Origin of the sequence: Pseudomonas sp. NY11955, assembly GCF_048068035.1 — a bacterium.
GTDB lineage: Bacteria > Pseudomonadota > Gammaproteobacteria > Pseudomonadales > Pseudomonadaceae > Aquipseudomonas.
This window is the reverse complement of record NZ_JBLUPS010000002.1, coordinates 1-16,363: the sequence shown is the minus strand read 5'-3', so window position 1 is coordinate 16,363 and position 16,363 is coordinate 1. Positions and strand designations below refer to the sequence as shown.

At 60.8% G+C, this 16,363-nt stretch carries 20 protein-coding genes and 1 tRNA gene; 3 read left to right on the top strand and 18 right to left on the bottom strand.

What is annotated here, in order from left to right:
- Positions 1 to 22: 22 nt before the first annotated feature.
- The 11 genes from ndk to trmJ form a co-directional block, all read right to left on the bottom strand.
- Positions 23 to 448 carry a nucleoside-diphosphate kinase gene (gene ndk, locus ACNFBR_RS03140; RefSeq protein WP_012316140.1) on the bottom strand — a complete coding sequence of 142 codons (426 nt, stop codon included), beginning with the start codon at positions 446 to 448 and terminating at the stop codon, positions 23 to 25.
- Positions 449 to 536: 88 nt separating this feature from the next.
- Entirely contained in the window at positions 537 to 737 is a 201-nt protein-coding gene (gene iscX, locus ACNFBR_RS03135) for a Fe-S cluster assembly protein IscX (protein ID WP_003248529.1), read from the bottom strand.
- Between the two features lie 10 nt (positions 738 to 747).
- Positions 748 to 1,089: an ISC system 2Fe-2S type ferredoxin gene (fdx, locus tag ACNFBR_RS03130; RefSeq protein WP_198750245.1), complete on the bottom strand. Its 342-nt coding sequence runs from the start codon at positions 1,087 to 1,089 to the stop codon at positions 748 to 750.
- Positions 1,090 to 1,092: 3 nt separating this feature from the next.
- Positions 1,093 to 2,955 carry a Fe-S protein assembly chaperone HscA gene (gene hscA, locus ACNFBR_RS03125; protein ID WP_416733623.1) on the bottom strand — a complete coding sequence of 621 codons (1,863 nt, stop codon included), beginning with the start codon at positions 2,953 to 2,955 and terminating at the stop codon, positions 1,093 to 1,095.
- A 42-nt stretch (positions 2,956 to 2,997) separates the two neighbouring features.
- The gene (hscB, locus tag ACNFBR_RS03120; protein ID WP_070096330.1) at positions 2,998 to 3,519 is read right to left on the bottom strand and encodes a co-chaperone HscB; all 522 of its coding nucleotides are present in this window, start codon (positions 3,517 to 3,519) and stop codon (positions 2,998 to 3,000) included.
- Between the two features lie 8 nt (positions 3,520 to 3,527).
- Positions 3,528 to 3,851: an iron-sulfur cluster assembly protein IscA gene (iscA, locus tag ACNFBR_RS03115; RefSeq protein ID WP_003248536.1), complete on the bottom strand. Its 324-nt coding sequence runs from the start codon at positions 3,849 to 3,851 to the stop codon at positions 3,528 to 3,530.
- Between the two features lie 25 nt (positions 3,852 to 3,876).
- Complete coding sequence (iscU, locus tag ACNFBR_RS03110; protein WP_003248539.1) at positions 3,877 to 4,263, bottom strand: Fe-S cluster assembly scaffold IscU; 387 nt, start codon at positions 4,261 to 4,263, stop codon at positions 3,877 to 3,879.
- A gap of 46 nt (positions 4,264 to 4,309) precedes the next feature.
- A complete protein-coding gene (locus ACNFBR_RS03105; RefSeq protein WP_012270592.1) occupies positions 4,310 to 5,524 on the bottom strand; it encodes an IscS subfamily cysteine desulfurase in 1,215 nt (404 codons plus the stop codon).
- A 46-nt stretch (positions 5,525 to 5,570) separates the two neighbouring features.
- Entirely contained in the window at positions 5,571 to 6,062 is a 492-nt protein-coding gene (gene iscR / locus ACNFBR_RS03100) for a Fe-S cluster assembly transcriptional regulator IscR (RefSeq protein ID WP_008092572.1), read from the bottom strand.
- Between the two features lie 179 nt (positions 6,063 to 6,241).
- Positions 6,242 to 7,027: a serine O-acetyltransferase gene (gene cysE, locus ACNFBR_RS03095; RefSeq protein ID WP_016501401.1), complete on the bottom strand. Its 786-nt coding sequence runs from the start codon at positions 7,025 to 7,027 to the stop codon at positions 6,242 to 6,244.
- A gap of 3 nt (positions 7,028 to 7,030) precedes the next feature.
- The gene (gene trmJ, locus ACNFBR_RS03090) at positions 7,031 to 7,786 is read right to left on the bottom strand and encodes a tRNA (cytosine(32)/uridine(32)-2'-O)-methyltransferase TrmJ (RefSeq protein WP_416733622.1); all 756 of its coding nucleotides are present in this window, start codon (positions 7,784 to 7,786) and stop codon (positions 7,031 to 7,033) included.
- 151 nt (positions 7,787 to 7,937) lie between these two features.
- On the opposite strand from trmJ, the gene suhB reads away from it, so the two are divergent.
- Positions 7,938 to 8,756, top strand: a complete 819-nt coding sequence (gene suhB / locus ACNFBR_RS03085; protein ID WP_003248548.1) for an inositol-phosphate phosphatase — start codon at positions 7,938 to 7,940, stop codon at positions 8,754 to 8,756.
- Between the two features lie 227 nt (positions 8,757 to 8,983).
- Here the strand turns inward: suhB and ACNFBR_RS03080 are convergent, their stop codons facing one another.
- The 7 genes from ACNFBR_RS03080 to queA form a co-directional block, all read right to left on the bottom strand.
- A complete protein-coding gene (locus ACNFBR_RS03080; protein WP_416733621.1) occupies positions 8,984 to 9,115 on the bottom strand; it encodes a hypothetical protein in 132 nt (43 codons plus the stop codon).
- A gap of 57 nt (positions 9,116 to 9,172) precedes the next feature.
- The gene (locus ACNFBR_RS03075) at positions 9,173 to 9,715 is read right to left on the bottom strand and encodes a glycine zipper 2TM domain-containing protein (RefSeq protein ID WP_041166378.1); all 543 of its coding nucleotides are present in this window, start codon (positions 9,713 to 9,715) and stop codon (positions 9,173 to 9,175) included.
- A 118-nt stretch (positions 9,716 to 9,833) separates the two neighbouring features.
- Positions 9,834 to 10,742, bottom strand: coding sequence for a protein translocase subunit SecF (gene secF, locus ACNFBR_RS03070; protein WP_016713214.1), 909 nt, complete (start codon positions 10,740 to 10,742; stop codon positions 9,834 to 9,836).
- A 10-nt stretch (positions 10,743 to 10,752) separates the two neighbouring features.
- Complete coding sequence (gene secD, locus ACNFBR_RS03065; protein WP_060501849.1) at positions 10,753 to 12,615, bottom strand: protein translocase subunit SecD; 1,863 nt, start codon at positions 12,613 to 12,615, stop codon at positions 10,753 to 10,755.
- A gap of 63 nt (positions 12,616 to 12,678) precedes the next feature.
- Positions 12,679 to 13,014: a preprotein translocase subunit YajC gene (gene yajC / locus ACNFBR_RS03060; protein ID WP_416733620.1), complete on the bottom strand. Its 336-nt coding sequence runs from the start codon at positions 13,012 to 13,014 to the stop codon at positions 12,679 to 12,681.
- 42 nt (positions 13,015 to 13,056) lie between these two features.
- On the bottom strand, positions 13,057 to 14,172 hold the full coding sequence (gene tgt / locus ACNFBR_RS03055; RefSeq protein WP_077068621.1) for a tRNA guanosine(34) transglycosylase Tgt: 1,116 nt from the start codon (positions 14,170 to 14,172) through the stop codon (positions 13,057 to 13,059).
- Between the two features lie 14 nt (positions 14,173 to 14,186).
- Positions 14,187 to 15,236, bottom strand: coding sequence for a tRNA preQ1(34) S-adenosylmethionine ribosyltransferase-isomerase QueA (gene queA, locus ACNFBR_RS03050; protein WP_416733619.1), 1,050 nt, complete (start codon positions 15,234 to 15,236; stop codon positions 14,187 to 14,189).
- Between the two features lie 106 nt (positions 15,237 to 15,342).
- Between queA and ACNFBR_RS03045 the strand changes: the two genes are divergently transcribed.
- Both ACNFBR_RS03045 and ACNFBR_RS03040 read left to right on the top strand, forming a co-directional pair.
- Positions 15,343 to 15,427 (top strand) — tRNA-Leu (locus ACNFBR_RS03045).
- Between the two features lie 424 nt (positions 15,428 to 15,851).
- A complete protein-coding gene (locus tag ACNFBR_RS03040; RefSeq protein ID WP_143129379.1) occupies positions 15,852 to 16,208 on the top strand; it encodes a hypothetical protein in 357 nt (118 codons plus the stop codon).
- Positions 16,209 to 16,363: the final 155 nt, after the last annotated feature.

Genomic DNA, 16,363 nt, shown 5'->3' with positions numbered 1-16,363 from the left:
ACCCTCACCCGTAAGCTTTCGCTTAGCGAGTGGTTACCTCGGTAGCAGCGAAGAAGTAAGCGATTTCGCGAGCAGCGGCAGCTTCGGAGTCCGAACCGTGAACGGCGTTGGCGTCGATCGACTCGGCGAAGTCAGCGCGGATGGTGCCGGCAGCAGCTTCTTTAGGGTTGGTAGCGCCCATCAGCTCACGGTTCAGAGCGATGGCGTTTTCGCCTTCCAGAACCTGAACAACCACTGGGCCGGAAGTCATGAAGGCAACCAGGTCACCGAAGAAGCCGCGCTCGCTGTGCTCAGCGTAGAAGCCTTCGGCTTCGGCTTTGGACAGTTGCTTGATTTTCGAGGCAACGATTTTCAGGCCGGCTTCTTCGAAGCGAGTGGTGATCTTGCCGATGACGTTCTTGGCAACGGCGTCAGGCTTGATGATCGAGAAAGTACGTTGAACAGCCATGGAAAACTCCAGAATATGAGTGACACGAAAAATTAAACCCGCGAATTATACGCGGGTTCTGGGGGATTGCCTAACCTGCAAGTGACGCTTAGTCGGCTTCGTCGATCCAGGCAGCCTGGATGGCCTCGAGCACTTTCTCACCGCCGCGTGACGGATCGTCGCTGAACTCTGGCAATGCCAGCACCCAGCGGTGCAGGTCGACGAAATTCACATAACGAGGATCGACCTCAGGCTTGCTTTCTGCAAGCTGGATTGCGATCTCAAGTACATCAACCCATTTCAGACTCATGTACAGGCCCTCAGTGTGGTGCTTCGGCAGCGTGGTTGAGCGAATACTTGGGGATCTCGATGGTCAGGTCTTGGTCAGCGACGACCACCTGGCAGCCAAGGCGCGACTGCGCCTCCAGGCCCCAGGCCTTGTCCAGCATGTCCTCTTCCAGCTCGTCGGCTTCCTCGAGCGAGTCGAAGCCCTTGCGCACGATGCAATGGCAAGTGGTGCAAGCCTTGACGCCGCCGCAGGCGCTTTCCATCTCGATGTGATGATCGTGGGCCAGCTCCAGGATGTTGGTCCCGGTCGGCACCTCCACGGTCAGCCCTTCCGGGCAGAACTTCTCATGCGGCAGGAATGTCACCAGCGGCATCGATTACTCCTCGATCTCATTCAGGTTGCGCCCGGCCAGTGCGGCTTTGACCGTCGAATCAAGGCGACGGGCGGCAAATGCATCGGTCACCTGCGACAGACGCTTGGTCTGTTGCTCGATGGCAGCGCCATCGGTGCCGGCCAGCAAATCACGTAGTTCTTGCATCTGGAATTCGATGGCGTCGCGCTCGTCGCTGCTGAGCAGGCGTTCGCCATCGGCGTCCAGGGCGCCCTGTACCGCTTCGAGCAGGCGTTCGCCGTCCACCTGGTGCTCGCGCAACTGGCGGGCATGCTTGTCGGAACCTGCGTGTTCGAAGGAGTCCTTGAGCATGCGGGCGATTTCGCCGTCGGTCAGGCCGTAGGACGGCTTGACCTGGATGCTGGCTTCCACGCCCGAACCCAGTTCGCGGGCGGCGACACTGAGCAGGCCATCGGCATCCACCTGGAAGGTGACGCGGATTTTCGCCGCACCGGCGACCATCGCCGGAATGCCCCGCAGCTCGAAACGGGCCAGCGAGCGGCAGTCGCTGATCAGTTCGCGCTCGCCCTGCAGCACGTGGATCATCATGGCCGACTGGCCATCTTTATACGTGGTGAACTCCTGAGCGCGGGCCACTGGAATGGTGGTGTTGCGCGGGATCACCTTCTCCATCAGCCCGCCCATGGTCTCAAGGCCAAGCGACAGCGGGATGACATCAAGCAGCAGCAGCTCGCCGCCTTCGCGGCGGTTGCCGGCCAAGGTGTCGGCCTGGATGGCGGCACCGATGGCCACCACCTGGTCAGGGTCGATCGAGGTCAGCGGGGTGCGCCCGAACAGCGCGCCCACCGCTTCACGCACACGCGGTACACGAGTCGAACCGCCTACCATGACCACGGCACTGACTTCTTCCAGCTCGACGCCGCTGTCGCGCACGGCGCGGCGGCAAGCCTTGAGGCTGCGGGCGACCAGCGGCTCGATCATGGCTTCGAAGCCGGCGCGGCTGAGCTCGCCCTGCCAGGCGCCGTGGCTGACGCTGACAACGTCGGCGTCGGTCAGCGCTTCCTTGGCGGCACAGGCGGTTTGCAGCAGTGCACGCTGGGTGGCCGGATCGAGGTCGGACGACAAGCCAGCCTGCTCGATGATCCAACCGGCAATGGCGTGGTCGAAGTCGTCACCGCCCAAGGCGGTATCACCACCGGTGGCCAGCACTTCGAATACGCCGGCGGTCAGGCGCAGGATGGAAATATCGAAGGTACCGCCGCCCAGGTCATAGATGGCCACCACGCCCTCGGCGTTCTGGTCCAGGCCATAGGCTACGGCAGCCGCGGTCGGCTCGTTGAGCAGGCGCAGCACGTTCAGGCCAGCCAGGCGCGCAGCGTCCTTGGTAGCCTGACGCTGGGCGTCGTCGAAATAGGCCGGCACGGTGATCACCGCACCTACCAGTTCGCCACCCAAGGTCGCTTCGGCACGCTCGCGCAGCACCTTGAGGATATCGGCAGACACTTCCACCGGGCTCTTCGGCCCCTGCACGGTGTCGATGAACGGCATGTGCGACTCGCCGCCAACAAAGCGATACGGCAGCTGCTCGCCCAGTTGCTTGACGTCGGCCAGCCCGCGCCCCATCAGGCGCTTGACCGACAGCACGGTGTTCAACGGGTCGCTGGAAGCGGCATCACGCGCGGCCTGCCCCACTTCGCTGCGCCCTTCGAGGTAGCGCACCGCGGACGGCAGAATGACGTTACCCTGCGCGTCAGGCAGGGGCTCGCTGCGGCCGCTGCGTACCGCGGCGACCAGAGAGTTGGTGGTACCCAGGTCGATCCCCACCGCCAGGCGGCGCTGGTGCGGCTGTGGGCTTTGACCGGGTTCGGCAATCTGCAGTAGGGCCATGCTTATCTGAATACCTTAGGTGCCATCACGGGCAGCACCGGGTTAATCGTCGAGGCGCTCTTCCAGTTGGCGCACTTCTTGGGCGAGCTTGTCGAGGAACTGCATGCGGCGCATCAGGCGCTCGGCCTTGTCGCGCTCGCCTGGGGCATCCCAGCAGGCGGCAAAGTCCTCGTTCAGTGTGTCCTGGGCGGCCTTCAGGCGCTTCTTGAACACACCGACACCGTCAAGGTCGGCTTCGTCCTGCAGTTCTTCGAGCTCTTCGCGCCACTGCATCTGCTGCAACAGGAAGTCGGGGTCGTGGACCGTGACTTCCTGGGGCACTTCATGGCCACTGATGGCCAGCAGGTAGCGCGCACGACGCGGCGCACTGCGCAGCGTCTGGTAGGCGTCGTTGAGGGCTGCGGATTTTTCCAGCGCTATACGCTGCTCACGCTCGGAGGCGTCGGCAAAGCGATCAGGATGGACTTCGCGGGCCAACTCGCGATAGCGAGTGGCCAGCTTGTCGAGATCCAGACGGAAGCTTGGCTGGAGGTCAAACAATGCGTAATGACAAGGAGTACCCACAGCCAGCCTCAAACGTTGAAGCTTTCGCCGCAGCCACACTCACCGCGCACGTTGGGGTTGTTGAACTTGAAACCTTCGTTCAACCCTTCCTTGACGAAATCCAGCTCGGTGCCGTCGAGGTAGACCAGGCTCTTGGGATCGATGATCACCTTGACGCCGTGGTTCTCGAACACCTGGTCTTCGTCCGCCAGTTCGTCGACGAACTCCAGCACGTAGGCCAGGCCCGAGCAACCGGTGGTGCGCACGCCCAGGCGAATGCCCTCACCTTTGCCGCGCCCGTCGAGGGAGCGGCGAATGTGGTTGGCGGCGGCTTCTGTCATGCTGATAGCCATCAGAACTCCTTACCTCGCAGGCGACTTAGATCAAGCCTTTCTTCTGCTTGTAATCGCGCACGGCTGCCTTGATGGCATCTTCGGCGAGTACCGAGCAGTGGATCTTGACCGGCGGCAACGCCAGTTCTTCGGCCAGCTGGGTGTTCTTGATGGTTTCGGCTTCGTCCAGGGTCTTGCCCTTCATCCACTCGGTGGCGAGGGAGCTGGAAGCGATGGCCGAACCGCAGCCGTAGGTCTTGAACTTGGCGTCTTCGATGACGCCTTGCTCGTTGACCTTGATTTGCAGACGCATTACGTCACCGCACGCTGGGGCGCCGACCATGCCGGTACCGACATCCGGGTCCTCGGCATTCATCTTGCCGACGTTGCGTGGGTTTTCGTAGTGGTCGATGACCTTTTCACTGTATGCCATGGTGCAATTCCTTCCTCATCAGGGAGCCGCTCTTGCCGGCGACTGCTTAGTGGGCGGCCCACTCGATCTTGGAGATGTCAACGCCGTCTTTGTACATGTCCCACAGCGGCGACAGCTCACGCAGTTTGTTCACGGCCTCGCAGACTTTCTGCGCGGCGTAGTCGACTTCTTCTTCGGTGGTGAAGCGGCCGAAGGAGAAGCGGATCGAGCTGTGCGCCAGCTCGTCGTTACGGCCCAGAGCGCGCAGTACGTACGAAGGCTCCAGCGACGCGGAGGTGCAGGCCGAGCCGGACGATACGGCGATGTCTTTCAGCGACATCAGCAGCGACTCGCCTTCGACGTAGTTGAAGCTCAGGTTCAGGTTGTGCGGTACGCGGGCAGTCTGACTGCCATTGACGTACAGCTCTTCAAGGTCAGAAACCTGCTTGAAGAAGCGGTCGCTCAAGGCCTTGATGCGTGCGTTTTCCGCAACCATTTCCTGTTTGGCGATGGCGAACGCTTCGCCCATGCCGACGATCTGGTGGGTCGGCAGGGTGCCCGAACGCATGCCGCGCTCATGGCCACCACCGTGAATGATGGCTTCCAGGCGGACACGCGGCTTGCGGCTGACGTACAGCGCGCCGATGCCTTTCGGGCCGTAGACCTTGTGCGCCGAGAACGACATCAGGTCGACTTTGAGCTTTTGCAGGTCGATTTCGACCTTGCCGGCCGACTGGGCGGCATCGACGTGGAACAGGACGCCGCGCGAGCGGGTCAGCTCACCGATGGCGGCGATGTCGTTGATCGAGCCCACTTCGTTGTTCACGTGCATCAGCGAAACCAGGATGGTGTCGTCGCGCAGCACCGCTTCTACCATGGCCGGGGTGACGATGCCGTCTTCGCCTGGCTCCAGATAGGTAACCTCGAAACCTTCACGCTCCAGCTGGCGAGCGGTATCCAGGACCGCCTTGTGTTCGATCTTGGAGGTGATGATGTGCTTGCCTTTGGTCTGATAGAAGTGCGCGACACCTTTGAGTGCGAGGTTGTCGGACTCGGTGGCACCGCTGGTCCAGACGATTTCGCGCGGATCGGCATTGATCAGCTCGGCAACCTGGCGACGACCGTTCTCGACCGCTTCTTCGGCTTTCCAGCCGAAGACGTGGGAGCGCGAAGCCGGGTTACCGAAGTTCCCGTCGACCAGCAGGCAGTCGGCCATCTTTTGGGCCACGCGTGGGTCGACCGGGGTGGTCGCGGAGTAATCGAGGTAGATCGGCAACTTCATTTGTCTCTCCTATCAGGCGGTGGCGTCGCTCGTCGTCCCAAGGGGATCAATCGACGGCGGACGTCTCAATCTTGTCCAGCTGGGCGGTTCGGCCTGCGACACGACGCAGGTCCTGGCGCTGGGCGACTTCCTGCACCTCACGGCGCATGACGAGGTCGGCCAGGCTGATGCCGCTGAGGAATTCATGGATCTGCTGGCTGAGGTCGCACCACAGGTGGTGGGTCAGGCAGGTATCACCGGCATGGCAGTCCCCGAGACCCTGGCAGCGGGTGGCATCGACCGATTCGTTGACCGCATCGATGACCTGGGCCACCTGGATGGTTTCCATGCCCCGCGACAGCTGGTAGCCACCGCCTGGACCGCGCACACTGGAGACCAGGCTGCTGCGGCGCAGCTTGGCGAACAGCTGTTCCAGATAAGAGAGGGAAATGCCCTGGCGCTCGGAAATATCGGCCAAAGACACCGGCCCATGCTGCGCGTGCAACGCCAGGTCAAGCATGGCAGTCACGGCGTATCGGCCTTTGGTAGTCAGTCGCATGGCTATTGGGTACCACGGGAGTTTCGGGATGTGTGCGAGTATGCGATTCCCGAGCATTTAAGTCAACTATTAGACCTAGTGCTTTAGTCGGGTTTGCATCGGGGAGGCGGCCGCGATTGTAGCAGACGAGGGGCGTGAGCACACGCCCCGTATGTCACTATGATTTCAGCACGGCGCAATCAATGCGACTGAGTGTCGCGCTGGGCCACCTGGGCAACTTCGGTGAAGTCGTCTTCCGGCAAGGCCGGCAGCTCCTTGGCGCAGTAGTCACTGCCCATCTTGGTCAGTGCGCCACACATACCCTCCAACCGCTCGTCGACGGCCTGCAGGTGGTCGAGCATCTGGCCGATGGCCCGCGCCACCGGGTCGGGCATGTCGCCGCTGACACCGTAGGCATCGAAGCCGATCTTCTCGGCCATGGCCTTGCGCTTGGCCTCGACTTCGGTGTCCTCGCTCTTGACGATGATCCGCCCTGGGATGCCCACCGCCGTGGCGCCGGCGGGCACCGCCTTGGTCACCACCGCGTTGGAGCCGATCTTGGCCCCGGCACCGACAGTGAACGGGCCGAGCACCTTGGCCCCCGCCCCTACCACCACACCGTTTTCCAGGGTCGGGTGGCGCTTGCCCTTGTTCCAGCTGGTGCCGCCCAGGGTCACACCTTGATAGAGGGTGACGTCATCGCCGATCTCGGCGGTTTCGCCAATGACGATGCCCATACCGTGGTCAATGAAGAAGCGCCGGCCAATCGTGGCGCCGGGATGGATCTCGATGCCAGTCAGCCAGCGGCCAAAGTTCGACACCAACCGGGCCAGCCACTTGAAATCACGCTTCCACAGGGCATTGCCCAGGCGGTGCAGCCAAATGGCATGCATGCCGGGGTAGCACGTGAGCACCTCGAAGGCATTGCGCGCTGCCGGGTCACGGTGGAATACGCTTTGAATATCTTCACGCAGGCGTTCGAACATCTGTCAGTCCTTCCGTTTATGCGGCTCGCCCCGGACCACTTTCTGGGTCTCGGTGAGGATGCCGCGCAAAATGCTCATTTCCGAACGCTCGACCGCCACCCGCCCATATAGCCGGCGCAAGCGCGGCATCAGGTGCTTGGGCTTTTCCGGGTCGAGGAAGCCGATGCCCACCAGGGTTTTCTCCAGGTGGTCGTAGAACAGCTCCATTTCGTCCATGGTCGCCAGCTCGGTGGCGTCAACCTTCTCGACTTTTTCCGGTGCCTCGCCGGCAGCCAGCCAGGCCATGCGCACCTCGTAAGAGAGCACCTGCACGGCAGCGGCCAGGTTCAGCGAACTGAAGTCGGGGTTGGAGGGAATGTGCACGTGGAAGTGACATCGCTGCAGTTCTTCGTTGGTCAGGCCGGCGTGTTCACGCCCGAATACCAGGGCGATTTCCTCGCCACCATTGGCATGCTCCACCGCCTTGGCGCCGCACTCGCGCGGGCCGATCAACGGCCAGGGAATGCTGCGCTCGCGGGCGCTGGTGCCCATCACCAGGTTGCAGCCGACCAGGGCCTGCTCAAGGCTGTCGACCACCTGGGCGTTATCCAGCACATCGTCGGCGCCCGAAGCACGGGCACTGGCATCCACGGCGGGGAATTCTTTCGGCTGCACCAGCACCAGACGCGACAAGCCCATGTTTTTCATGGCACGCGCAGCGCCGCCGATGTTGCCGGGGTGGCTGGTATTGACCAGAACAACACGAATATTTTGCAGCAAGGTGTTGTGCTCACAGATGCAGGAATCAGGGCCTTCGATCTTACAGAACCGACAGACGTAACGCCATGAAAGCAAATGTGACACTTCTGCCGCCAAAGTTTTCTGCTAGAATGATCGGCTTTCTTCTTTAACATCTCCAGGTGACCCGCCCATGCAGCCTATGCTGAATATCGCCCTGCGCGCCGCTCGCAGCGCCAGTGAACTGATTTTCCGCTCCATCGAACGCCTGGATAGCATCAAGGTGGACGAGAAAGAGGCTAAGGACTACGTTTCCGAGGTTGATCGCGCCGCCGAGCAGAGCATCGTCAACGCCCTGCGCAAGGCCTACCCGAACCACTCCATCCAGGGCGAGGAAACCGGCCTGCACGCGGGTAGCGGCGAAGAAGGCAAGGATTACCTGTGGATCATCGACCCGCTGGACGGCACCACCAACTTCCTGCGTGGCATCCCGCACTTCGCCGTCAGCATCGCCTGCAAATACCGTGGCCGCCTTGAGCACGCCGTCATCGTCGACCCGGTTCGCCAGGAAGAATTCACCGCCAGCCGTGGCCGTGGCGCCCAGCTCAATGGCCGCCGCCTGCGCGTCAGCTCGCGCACCAGCCTGGAAGGCGCCCTGCTGGGCACCGGTTTCCCGTTCCGTGACGGCCAGATGGCCGACATGGACAACTACCTGGGCATGTTCCGCGCCCTGACTGGCCAAACCGCCGGCATCCGCCGCGCAGGCTCCGCCAGCCTGGACCTGGCCTATGTGGCCGCTGGCCGCTTCGACGCCTTCTGGGAGTCGGGCCTGTCCGAATGGGACATGGCAGCTGGCGTGCTGCTGATTCAGGAAGCGGGCGGCCTGGTGAGCGACTTCAACGGTGGCCACGACTTCCTCGACAAGGGCCACATCGTCGCCGGCAACATCAAGTGCTTCAAGGCCGTGCTGACCGCTATCCAGCCGCACCTGCCAGAAAGCATGAAGCGCTAAACGCTGATTGCTGGAATGCAAAAAGCACCCTTCGGGGTGCTTTTTTTGTGCCTGACAGTTTTGTAAAGCCTTCTGATCGGCGCCGCACCTGCGTAGGAGCAGCCTTGTGCTGCGAAGAGGCCGGCAAGGCTAAAGATCCTCTTCGCTGCAATGGCCCATTCGCAGCGCAAGGCTGCTCCTACACCGATTCCGAGCACGCCTTGATGGCTTGGCTCAGGCAACATCGATCACTGGCCAGCTTCACTCAGGATCAACTTGCCATTCTTGTCCAGCGGAATGGTGTAGGAGCAGCCTTGTGCTGCGAAGAGGCCGGCAAGGCTAAAGATCGTCTTCGCTGCAATGGCCTCTTCGCAGCGCAAGGCTGCTCCTACACCTATTCCGCGCACGCCTTGATGGCTTGGCTCAGGCAACATCCATCACTGGCCAGCTTCACTCAGGATCAACTTGCCATTCTTGTCCAGCGGAATGGTCGAGCCCGGCTCACGGTCCATCTTCACCTTGCCTACCTGGTCGCCAATGGAGTAGGTGACGTTGTAGCCCACCACCTTCTCGCTGATGTCGTTGACCGTGTTGCAACGGGTTTGTGTGGTGGTGTAAGTGTCACGCTCCTGCATGCCCTCCTGCACCTTGTTACCGGCATAACCACCGCCAACCGCACCCGCCACGGTGGCGATCTTCTTGCCAGTACCGCCACCGATCTGGTTACCCAGCAGGCCGCCGGCAATGGCACCCACCACGGTACCTGCGATCTGGTGCTGGTCCTTGACCGGTGCCTGGCGCGTCACGGCGACGTCCTTGCAGACCTCGCGCGGGGTTTTTACCTGCTGTTTGATCGGTTGCACGTCGGTGACCTGCGCATACTCAGGCCCCTTGTTGACCAAGCTGTAGGTCGCGACAGCACCTCCGGCAGTCACACCGACAGCACCCAGTACCGCACCCACCAGCATTGATTTGTTCACATGAACCTCCTGATCATACGTGCGGGTCCCACCCGCTTCTCCCAGCCTTGGAGCAAAAAAAAAGGCGCGAGTTCAATACTCGCGCCTTTCGGGCCGCCAAACGGCTTGAAACAGAAGCTTACGGACGTTCGTCCACACCCTCTGCCTTGGCCGGCGGGATCAGGTCTTCACTGTTCAGGTTCAGCCAGATCAGTACCACGTTGGCGATGTAGATCGACGAGTAGGTACCGGCCATGACGCCGATGAACAGGGCCAGCGAGAAGCCGAACAGGTTGTCACCACCGAAGAACAGCAGCGCGGCAATGGCCAGCAAGGTCGAAACCGAGGTGGCAATGGTACGCAGCAGGGTCTGGGTGGTGGAAACGTTGATGTTCTCGATCAGCGAGGCCTTGCGCATGACGCGGAAGTTCTCACGCACCCGGTCGAACACGACGATGGTGTCGTTCAGCGAGTAGCCGATGATCGCCAGCACCGCTGCCAGCACCGTCAGGTCGAAGGTGATCTGGAAGAACGACAGAATACCCAGGGTCACCACCACGTCGTGGATCAGCGAAACGATCGCGCCCACGGCGAACTTCCACTGGAAGCGGAAGGCCAGGTAGATAAGGATGCCGCCCAAGGCCAGGAGCATGCCCATGCCGCCCTGGTCGCGCAGCTCTTCACCCACCTGCGGGCCGACGAACTCGACGCGCTTGAGCGTGGCCGGGTTGTCGCCGCCAGCCTTCTGCAGCGCGGCAGCCACCTTGTTACCCAGTTGCGGGTCATCGCCCGGCATACGTACCAACAGGTCGGTGGTAGCGCCGAAGCTCTGCACCACGGCCTCGTGGAAGCCGGAGTCGACCAGCTCGGCACGCACGGCCTTCAGGTCGGCCGGGCGCTCGTAGGTCAGCTCGATCAGCGTACCACCGGTGAAATCCAGGCCAAAGTTCAGGCCCTTCTGCCACCAGCTGAACAGCGCCAGCACGGTGAGGAGCACGGTAATGGCGAATGCGACATTGCGCACGCCCATGAAGTTGATGGTTTTCATCGCAGCTCCCTCAAACCCACAGCTTCTTGATGTCACGCCCGCCGCAGGTCAGGTTGACCATTGCACGGGTCACCATGACGGCGGTGAACATCGAGGTGAAAATCCCGAGGGACATGGTGACCGCAAAGCCCTTGACCGGGCCGGTACCCATGGCGAACAGGATGCCGCCCACCAGCAGGCTGGTCAGGTTGGCGTCGATGATCGCGGTGTAGGCGCGGTTGAAACCTTCGTGGATGGCGCGCTGTACCGACATGCCGGCTTTCAGCTCTTCGCGAATACGCGAGAAGATCAGCACGTTGGCGTCCACCGCCATACCCATGGTCAACACGATACCGGCAATACCCGGCAGGGTCAGGGTAGCGCCCAGCAGCGACATCAGCGCCAGCAGCAACACCATGTTGCCCGCCAGGGCGATGGTGGCGATCACGCCGAAGCCACGGTAGATGGCGATGATGAACAGCGAGACGAACAGCATGCCCCACAGCGACGCATCGATACCCTTGGTGATGTTGTCGGCACCCAGGCTTGGGCCAATGGTACGTTCTTCAGCGAAGTACATTGGCGCGGCCAGACCACCGGCACGCAGCAGCAGGGCCAGTTCGGACGATTCGCCCTGGCCGTTCAGGCCGGTGATGCGGAACTGGCTGCCCAGCGGCGACTGAATGGTCGCCAGGCTGATGATCTTCTTCTCTTCCACGAAGCTTTGTACGGCAACGTCTTTCTCGACGCCGTCGACGGTCTGCTTGACGTAGCGGGTGACCGGTTTCTGCTCGATGAAGATCACCGCCATGCTGCGGCCGACGTTGCTACGGGTAGCACGGCTCATCAGCTCGCCACCGTGGCCATCCAGGCGGATGTTCACCTGTGGGCGGCCATGCTCGTCAAAGCTGGCCTGGGCATCGGTAACCTGGTCGCCGGTAATGATCAGGCCGCGCTCGACCGGGGCGGAACGGCCGCCCTCACGGAACTCGAACACCTCGGTAGTGGCCTTGGACGCGCCCGGCTCGGCACCGAAGCGGAACTCCAGGTTGGCGGTTTTACCCAGGATACGCTTGGCTTCGGCAGTGTCCTGCACGCCTGGCAGCTCGACCACGATACGGTTGGCGCCCTGACGCTGTACCAGCGGCTCAGCCACGCCCAGCTCGTTCACGCGGTTGCGCACGGTGGTGAGGTTCTGCTTGATCGAGTACTCGCGGATCTCGGCGACTTTCGCCTGGGTCAGCGCCAGTCGCAGCACCGCCAGCTCGTTGCGCTCGGTGGTGGTCAGGTCGAAATCATTGAAATTCTTGCGGATCAGGGCACGCGCCTGTTCGCGGGTTGCATCGTCAGCGAAGCCCAGCATGATGCCGCCATCCTGCTGAGGCAGGCTGCGGTAGCGGACGCGCTCTTTGCGCAGCAAGGTCTTGACCTCGCCTTCGTAGACTTTCATGCGGGCAGTCATGGCCTTGTCCATGTCCACTTCCAGCAGGAAGTGCACACCACCGGACAGGTCCAGGCCCAGCTTCATCGGGCTTGCACCCAGGTTGCGCAGCCATTGCGGGGTAGTCTGGGCCAGGTTCAGGGCCACGACGTAATCATCGCCCAGCGCCTTGCGCACGACATCCTTGGCTGGCAGCTGGTCTTCCTGGTTGGTCAGGCGGATCAGCCCGCTGCCCTTCTCACCCAGGCTTGCGCCCTTGACGGCGATCTTGGCATCGACCAGCGCCTTGCTGACGCGATCGAGGTCGGCCTGGTTCACCTGCAGCGCCGAACTGGCACCGCTGATCTGCACCGCCGGGTCATCCGGGTAGAGGTTGGGAGCGGAATAAATGAAACCGACCACCAGTACCAGCACGATCAGTGCATATTTCCACAGAGGGTATTTGTTCAGCATCACGCCGCCCGTTCAAGACGCGGGGCGCGTTGCGCGCCCCGACTGGAAAATAAAACCGGTAACTCAGATAGCCTTGAGCGTACCTTTTGGCAGGGTCGCAGCGATTGCGCCCTTCTGGAACTTCAGCTCCACGGTGTCCGACACTTCCAGCACCACGAAGTCATCGGAAACCTTGACGATCTTGCCGGCGATGCCGCCGTTGGTGACAACTTCGTCACCCTTTTGCAAGTTGCTCAGCAGGTTCTTCTGCTCTTTGGCACGCTTGGCCTGCGGGCGCCAGATCATCAGGTAGAAGATGACCAGGAAACCGACCAGGAAGATCCACTCGAAGCCGGTACCAGCTGGGCCAGCGGCAGGTGCTGCAGCGTCCGCGTATGCGGCGTTGATGAAGAAGCTCATTGGGCACTCCTAATGTAATTTTCTAATAATGTGTGCGAATAGTCAGCCCAAGGGCGGTACAGGAAGCCCGCGCTTGGCGTAGAAGGCGTCGACAAAGGCGGCCAATTTACCCTGTTGAATAGCCTCGCGTAAACCGGCCATCAAGCGCTGGTAATGGCGCAAGTTGTGGATGGTATTCAGCATGCTGCTCAGCATTTCGCCGCACTTGTCCAGGTGATGGAGATAGGCGCGCGAGAAGTTGGTGCAGGTGTAGCAGTCACAGGTCGGATCCAGCGGCGATTCATCGTGGCGATGGAACGCATTGCGGATCTTGATCACCCCTGTATCGACGAACAGATGACCGTTGCGCGCGTTACGCGTCGGCATCACGCAGTCGAACATGTCGACGCCGCGGCGCACACCCTCAACGAGATCTTCCGGTTTGCCTACCCCCATAAGGTAACGAGGTTTGTCAGCAGGCATCTGGTCAGGCAGATAATCCAGCACCTTGATCATTTCGTGCTTGGGCTCGCCCACCGACAGGCCGCCGATGGCCAGGCCATCGAAACCGATGTTTTCCAGGCCTTCGAGCGAGCGCATGCGCAGGTCCTGGTACATGCCACCCTGGACGATACCGAACAACGCAGCGGTGTTGTCGGCGTGGGCATTCTTCGAGCGCTGGGCCCAGCGCAGCGACAGCTCCATGGAGGTGCGCGCCACATCGTGCTCGGCCGGGTACGGGGTGCACTCGTCGAAGATCATCACCACGTCCGAGCCCAGGTCACGCTGCACCTGCATCGACTCTTCCGGGCCCATGAACACCTTCGAGCCGTCGACCGGCGAGGCGAAGGTCACGCCCTCTTCCTTGATCTTGCGCATGGCGCCCAGGCTGAACACCTGGAAACCACCGGAATCAGTCAGAATCGGGCCTTTCCACTGCATGAAATCGTGCAGGCCGTTGTGCTTCTTGATCACCTCGGTGCCTGGGCGCAGCCACAGGTGGAACGTGTTGCCGAGGATCATCTCGGCGCCGATGGCCTCGATATCGCGTGGCAGCATGCCCTTGACCGTGCCGTAGGTACCCACCGGCATGAATGCCGGGGTTTCCACGGTGCCACGTGGGAAAGTGATGCGACCACGACGGGCCTTGCCGTCGGTGGCCAGCAGTTCGAAGGACATTCGACAGGTGCGACTCATGCTTGATCCTCGGGGCCGCGTGGCGCCGGATTGCGGGTGATGAACATGGCATCACCGTAACTGAAGAAGCGGTACCCGTGCTCGACCGCTGCCGCGTAGGCGGCCATGGTCTCGGGGTAGCCGGCGAAGGCCGAAACCAGCATCAGCAGCGTGGACTCCGGCAGGTGGAAGTTGGTGACCAGGGCGTCGACCACATGGAACGGCCGGCCCGGGTAGATGAAGATGTCGGTGTCGCCACTGAAGGCCTTGAGCACGCCATCGCGCGCGGCGCTTTCCAGCGAACGCACACTGGTGGTGCCGACCGCGATCACTCGGCCACCACGGGCGCGGCAGGCCTCGATGGCATCAACCACATCCTGGCCCACTTCGAGCCACTCTTTATGCATGTGGTGGTCTTCGATCTTGTCGACCCGCACCGGCTGGAAGGTACCGGCGCCCACGTGCAGGGTGACGAAGGCCCGCTCGACGCCCTTGGCGGCGATCTTTTCCAGCAGCGCCTCGTCGAAGTGCAGACCTGCGGTAGGCGCGGCGACCGCCCCGGCACGCTGGGCGTACACGGTTTGGTAGCGTTCACGGTCGGCGCCCTCGTCGGGGCGGTCGATGTAAGGCGGTAGCGGCATGTGGCCGACGCGATCGAGCAGCGGCAGCACTTCTTCGGTGAAGCGCAGCTCGAACAGCGTATCGTGGCGCGCGACCATTTCGGCCTCGCCACCGCCATCGATGAGGATGACCGCACCCACTTTCGGCGCTTTGCTGGCCCGCACATGGGCCAGCACCCGGTGGCTGTCGAGCACGCGCTCGACCAGCACTTCCAGCTTGCCGCCGGAGGCTTTCTGGCCAAACAACCGCGCCGGAATCACCCGGGTGTTGTTGAACACCATCAGGTCGCCGGGGCGCAGGTGGTCGAGCAGGTCGGGGAATTGCCGGTGCGAAAGCGCGCCGGTCGGCCCATCGAGCACCAGCAGACGGCTGCCATGGCGCTCGGCCAACGGGTGGCGGGCGATCAGGGAATCAGGGAGTTCGAAGGAGAAATCGGCGACGCGCATGATGATGTTCGGTTCGGCAGGGCCGGGAAGTTTAGCCCAATGTGTGAAAATTGACCATGAAAGCCGATTGACCGACCAGCGGCAGCTCTCTATACTGCGCGCCACTGCCCTGATGGCGGAATTGGTAGACGCGGCGGATTCAAAATCCGTTTTCGAAAGGAGTGGGAGTTCGAGTCTCCCTCGGGGCACCATAATTTTCCTTGTAAATCAAGGACTTAGAAAAGGGGTAGAAAGAAATTTCTACCCCTTTTTCTATCCAAAAAATCTACCCTTCTCATACCCTTTTCTTGGGAAAAACCGCCTCCCGGTGGCGTCCGCTTCGGCTTCGCTCTGCACACCTGAAACGGTGTATTGAAGCTATCCTTCTTATCCAGACCGTTTGACGTGCTGCGGCTCTGCAGCAGTGCGGGAAAGGGTCAACCATGGATCGAATGTGTCTCATACTCAGGTGAGGATTAGCCTAAGAATGATTATCAGACCATTTACTATTTAGATTGCCACTAAGCTCTGCAAAAACCTCTACATAAAAAGCGACAAAAAGCATGATTGCAAAATGACATGCCATGGGTTAGTGTTTGTGTTATTTCGCTGGGTTCATCGGTGTAGGTAACTAATATGTTTGGGCACTATAAAAATAGACAGAAGCATTACGAAATAGTCAAACAGATATTATGGCAAGACTATAAAGTTGATAACGAGTTGAATCCAAATTTTATTTCGCTATCCGATTATAAAAGCATAGTTGATGAAGCTGTTCGTGATGAGATAAATGATGAAGAGGTCGCATTAAAAGTTGTGACCAGATATTGTGTTAACTTGGCAGCCAATGGCCATATACAAGATGCAAAACAATTAGCTCCAAGAGTTCTATTTGCTGCTGAGTATTTTTTAGATCGCGGCTTAATATCAAAAAAAATCTGGAATTACGTGAATACAGGGCTATCAAGTTATGTTCTGCCTACCAAAGACTGAATACAACATATTGGCCTGCTAGGTCGTTTTTAGCGGTTGAAGTTGGGCGGCGGCGAAAACTGAGTGCAACACCTGACCTTTCCGGTACGGTGCTGTCCCTATGTCTTATTCCGAACTCAGCGTTGAAGAGCGCGCCACCATTCAAATCGGTCATG

What these genes read in the sequence shown, in the direction of transcription:
- tgt (WP_077068621.1), bottom strand. Translation starts at nt 14,172, where the DNA reads ATGTCCTTCGAACTGCTGGCCACCGACGGCAAGGCCCGTCGTGGTCGC.
- iscR (WP_008092572.1), bottom strand. Translation starts at nt 6,062, where the DNA reads ATGCGACTGACTACCAAAGGCCGATACGCCGTGACTGCCATGCTTGAC.
- fdx (WP_198750245.1), bottom strand. Translation starts at nt 1,089, where the DNA reads ATGCCGCTGGTGACATTCCTGCCGCATGAGAAGTTCTGCCCGGAAGGG.
- queA (WP_416733619.1), bottom strand. Translation starts at nt 15,236, where the DNA reads ATGCGCGTCGCCGATTTCTCCTTCGAACTCCCTGATTCCCTGATCGCC.
- secF (WP_016713214.1), bottom strand. Translation starts at nt 10,742, where the DNA reads ATGAAAACCATCAACTTCATGGGCGTGCGCAATGTCGCATTCGCCATT.
- ndk (WP_012316140.1), bottom strand. Translation starts at nt 448, where the DNA reads ATGGCTGTTCAACGTACTTTCTCGATCATCAAGCCTGACGCCGTTGCC.
- iscX (WP_003248529.1), bottom strand. Translation starts at nt 737, where the DNA reads ATGAGTCTGAAATGGGTTGATGTACTTGAGATCGCAATCCAGCTTGCA.
- iscU (WP_003248539.1), bottom strand. Translation starts at nt 4,263, where the DNA reads ATGGCATACAGTGAAAAGGTCATCGACCACTACGAAAACCCACGCAAC.
- iscA (WP_003248536.1), bottom strand. Translation starts at nt 3,851, where the DNA reads ATGGCTATCAGCATGACAGAAGCCGCCGCCAACCACATTCGCCGCTCC.
- suhB (WP_003248548.1), top strand. Translation starts at nt 7,938, where the DNA reads ATGCAGCCTATGCTGAATATCGCCCTGCGCGCCGCTCGCAGCGCCAGT.
- hscA (WP_416733623.1), bottom strand. Translation starts at nt 2,955, where the DNA reads ATGGCCCTACTGCAGATTGCCGAACCCGGTCAAAGCCCACAGCCGCAC.
- secD (WP_060501849.1), bottom strand. Translation starts at nt 12,615, where the DNA reads ATGCTGAACAAATACCCTCTGTGGAAATATGCACTGATCGTGCTGGTA.
- ACNFBR_RS03105 (WP_012270592.1), bottom strand. Translation starts at nt 5,524, where the DNA reads ATGAAGTTGCCGATCTACCTCGATTACTCCGCGACCACCCCGGTCGAC.
- ACNFBR_RS03040 (WP_143129379.1), top strand. Translation starts at nt 15,852, where the DNA reads ATGTTTGGGCACTATAAAAATAGACAGAAGCATTACGAAATAGTCAAA.
- cysE (WP_016501401.1), bottom strand. Translation starts at nt 7,027, where the DNA reads ATGTTCGAACGCCTGCGTGAAGATATTCAAAGCGTATTCCACCGTGAC.
- yajC (WP_416733620.1), bottom strand. Translation starts at nt 13,014, where the DNA reads ATGAGCTTCTTCATCAACGCCGCATACGCGGACGCTGCAGCACCTGCC.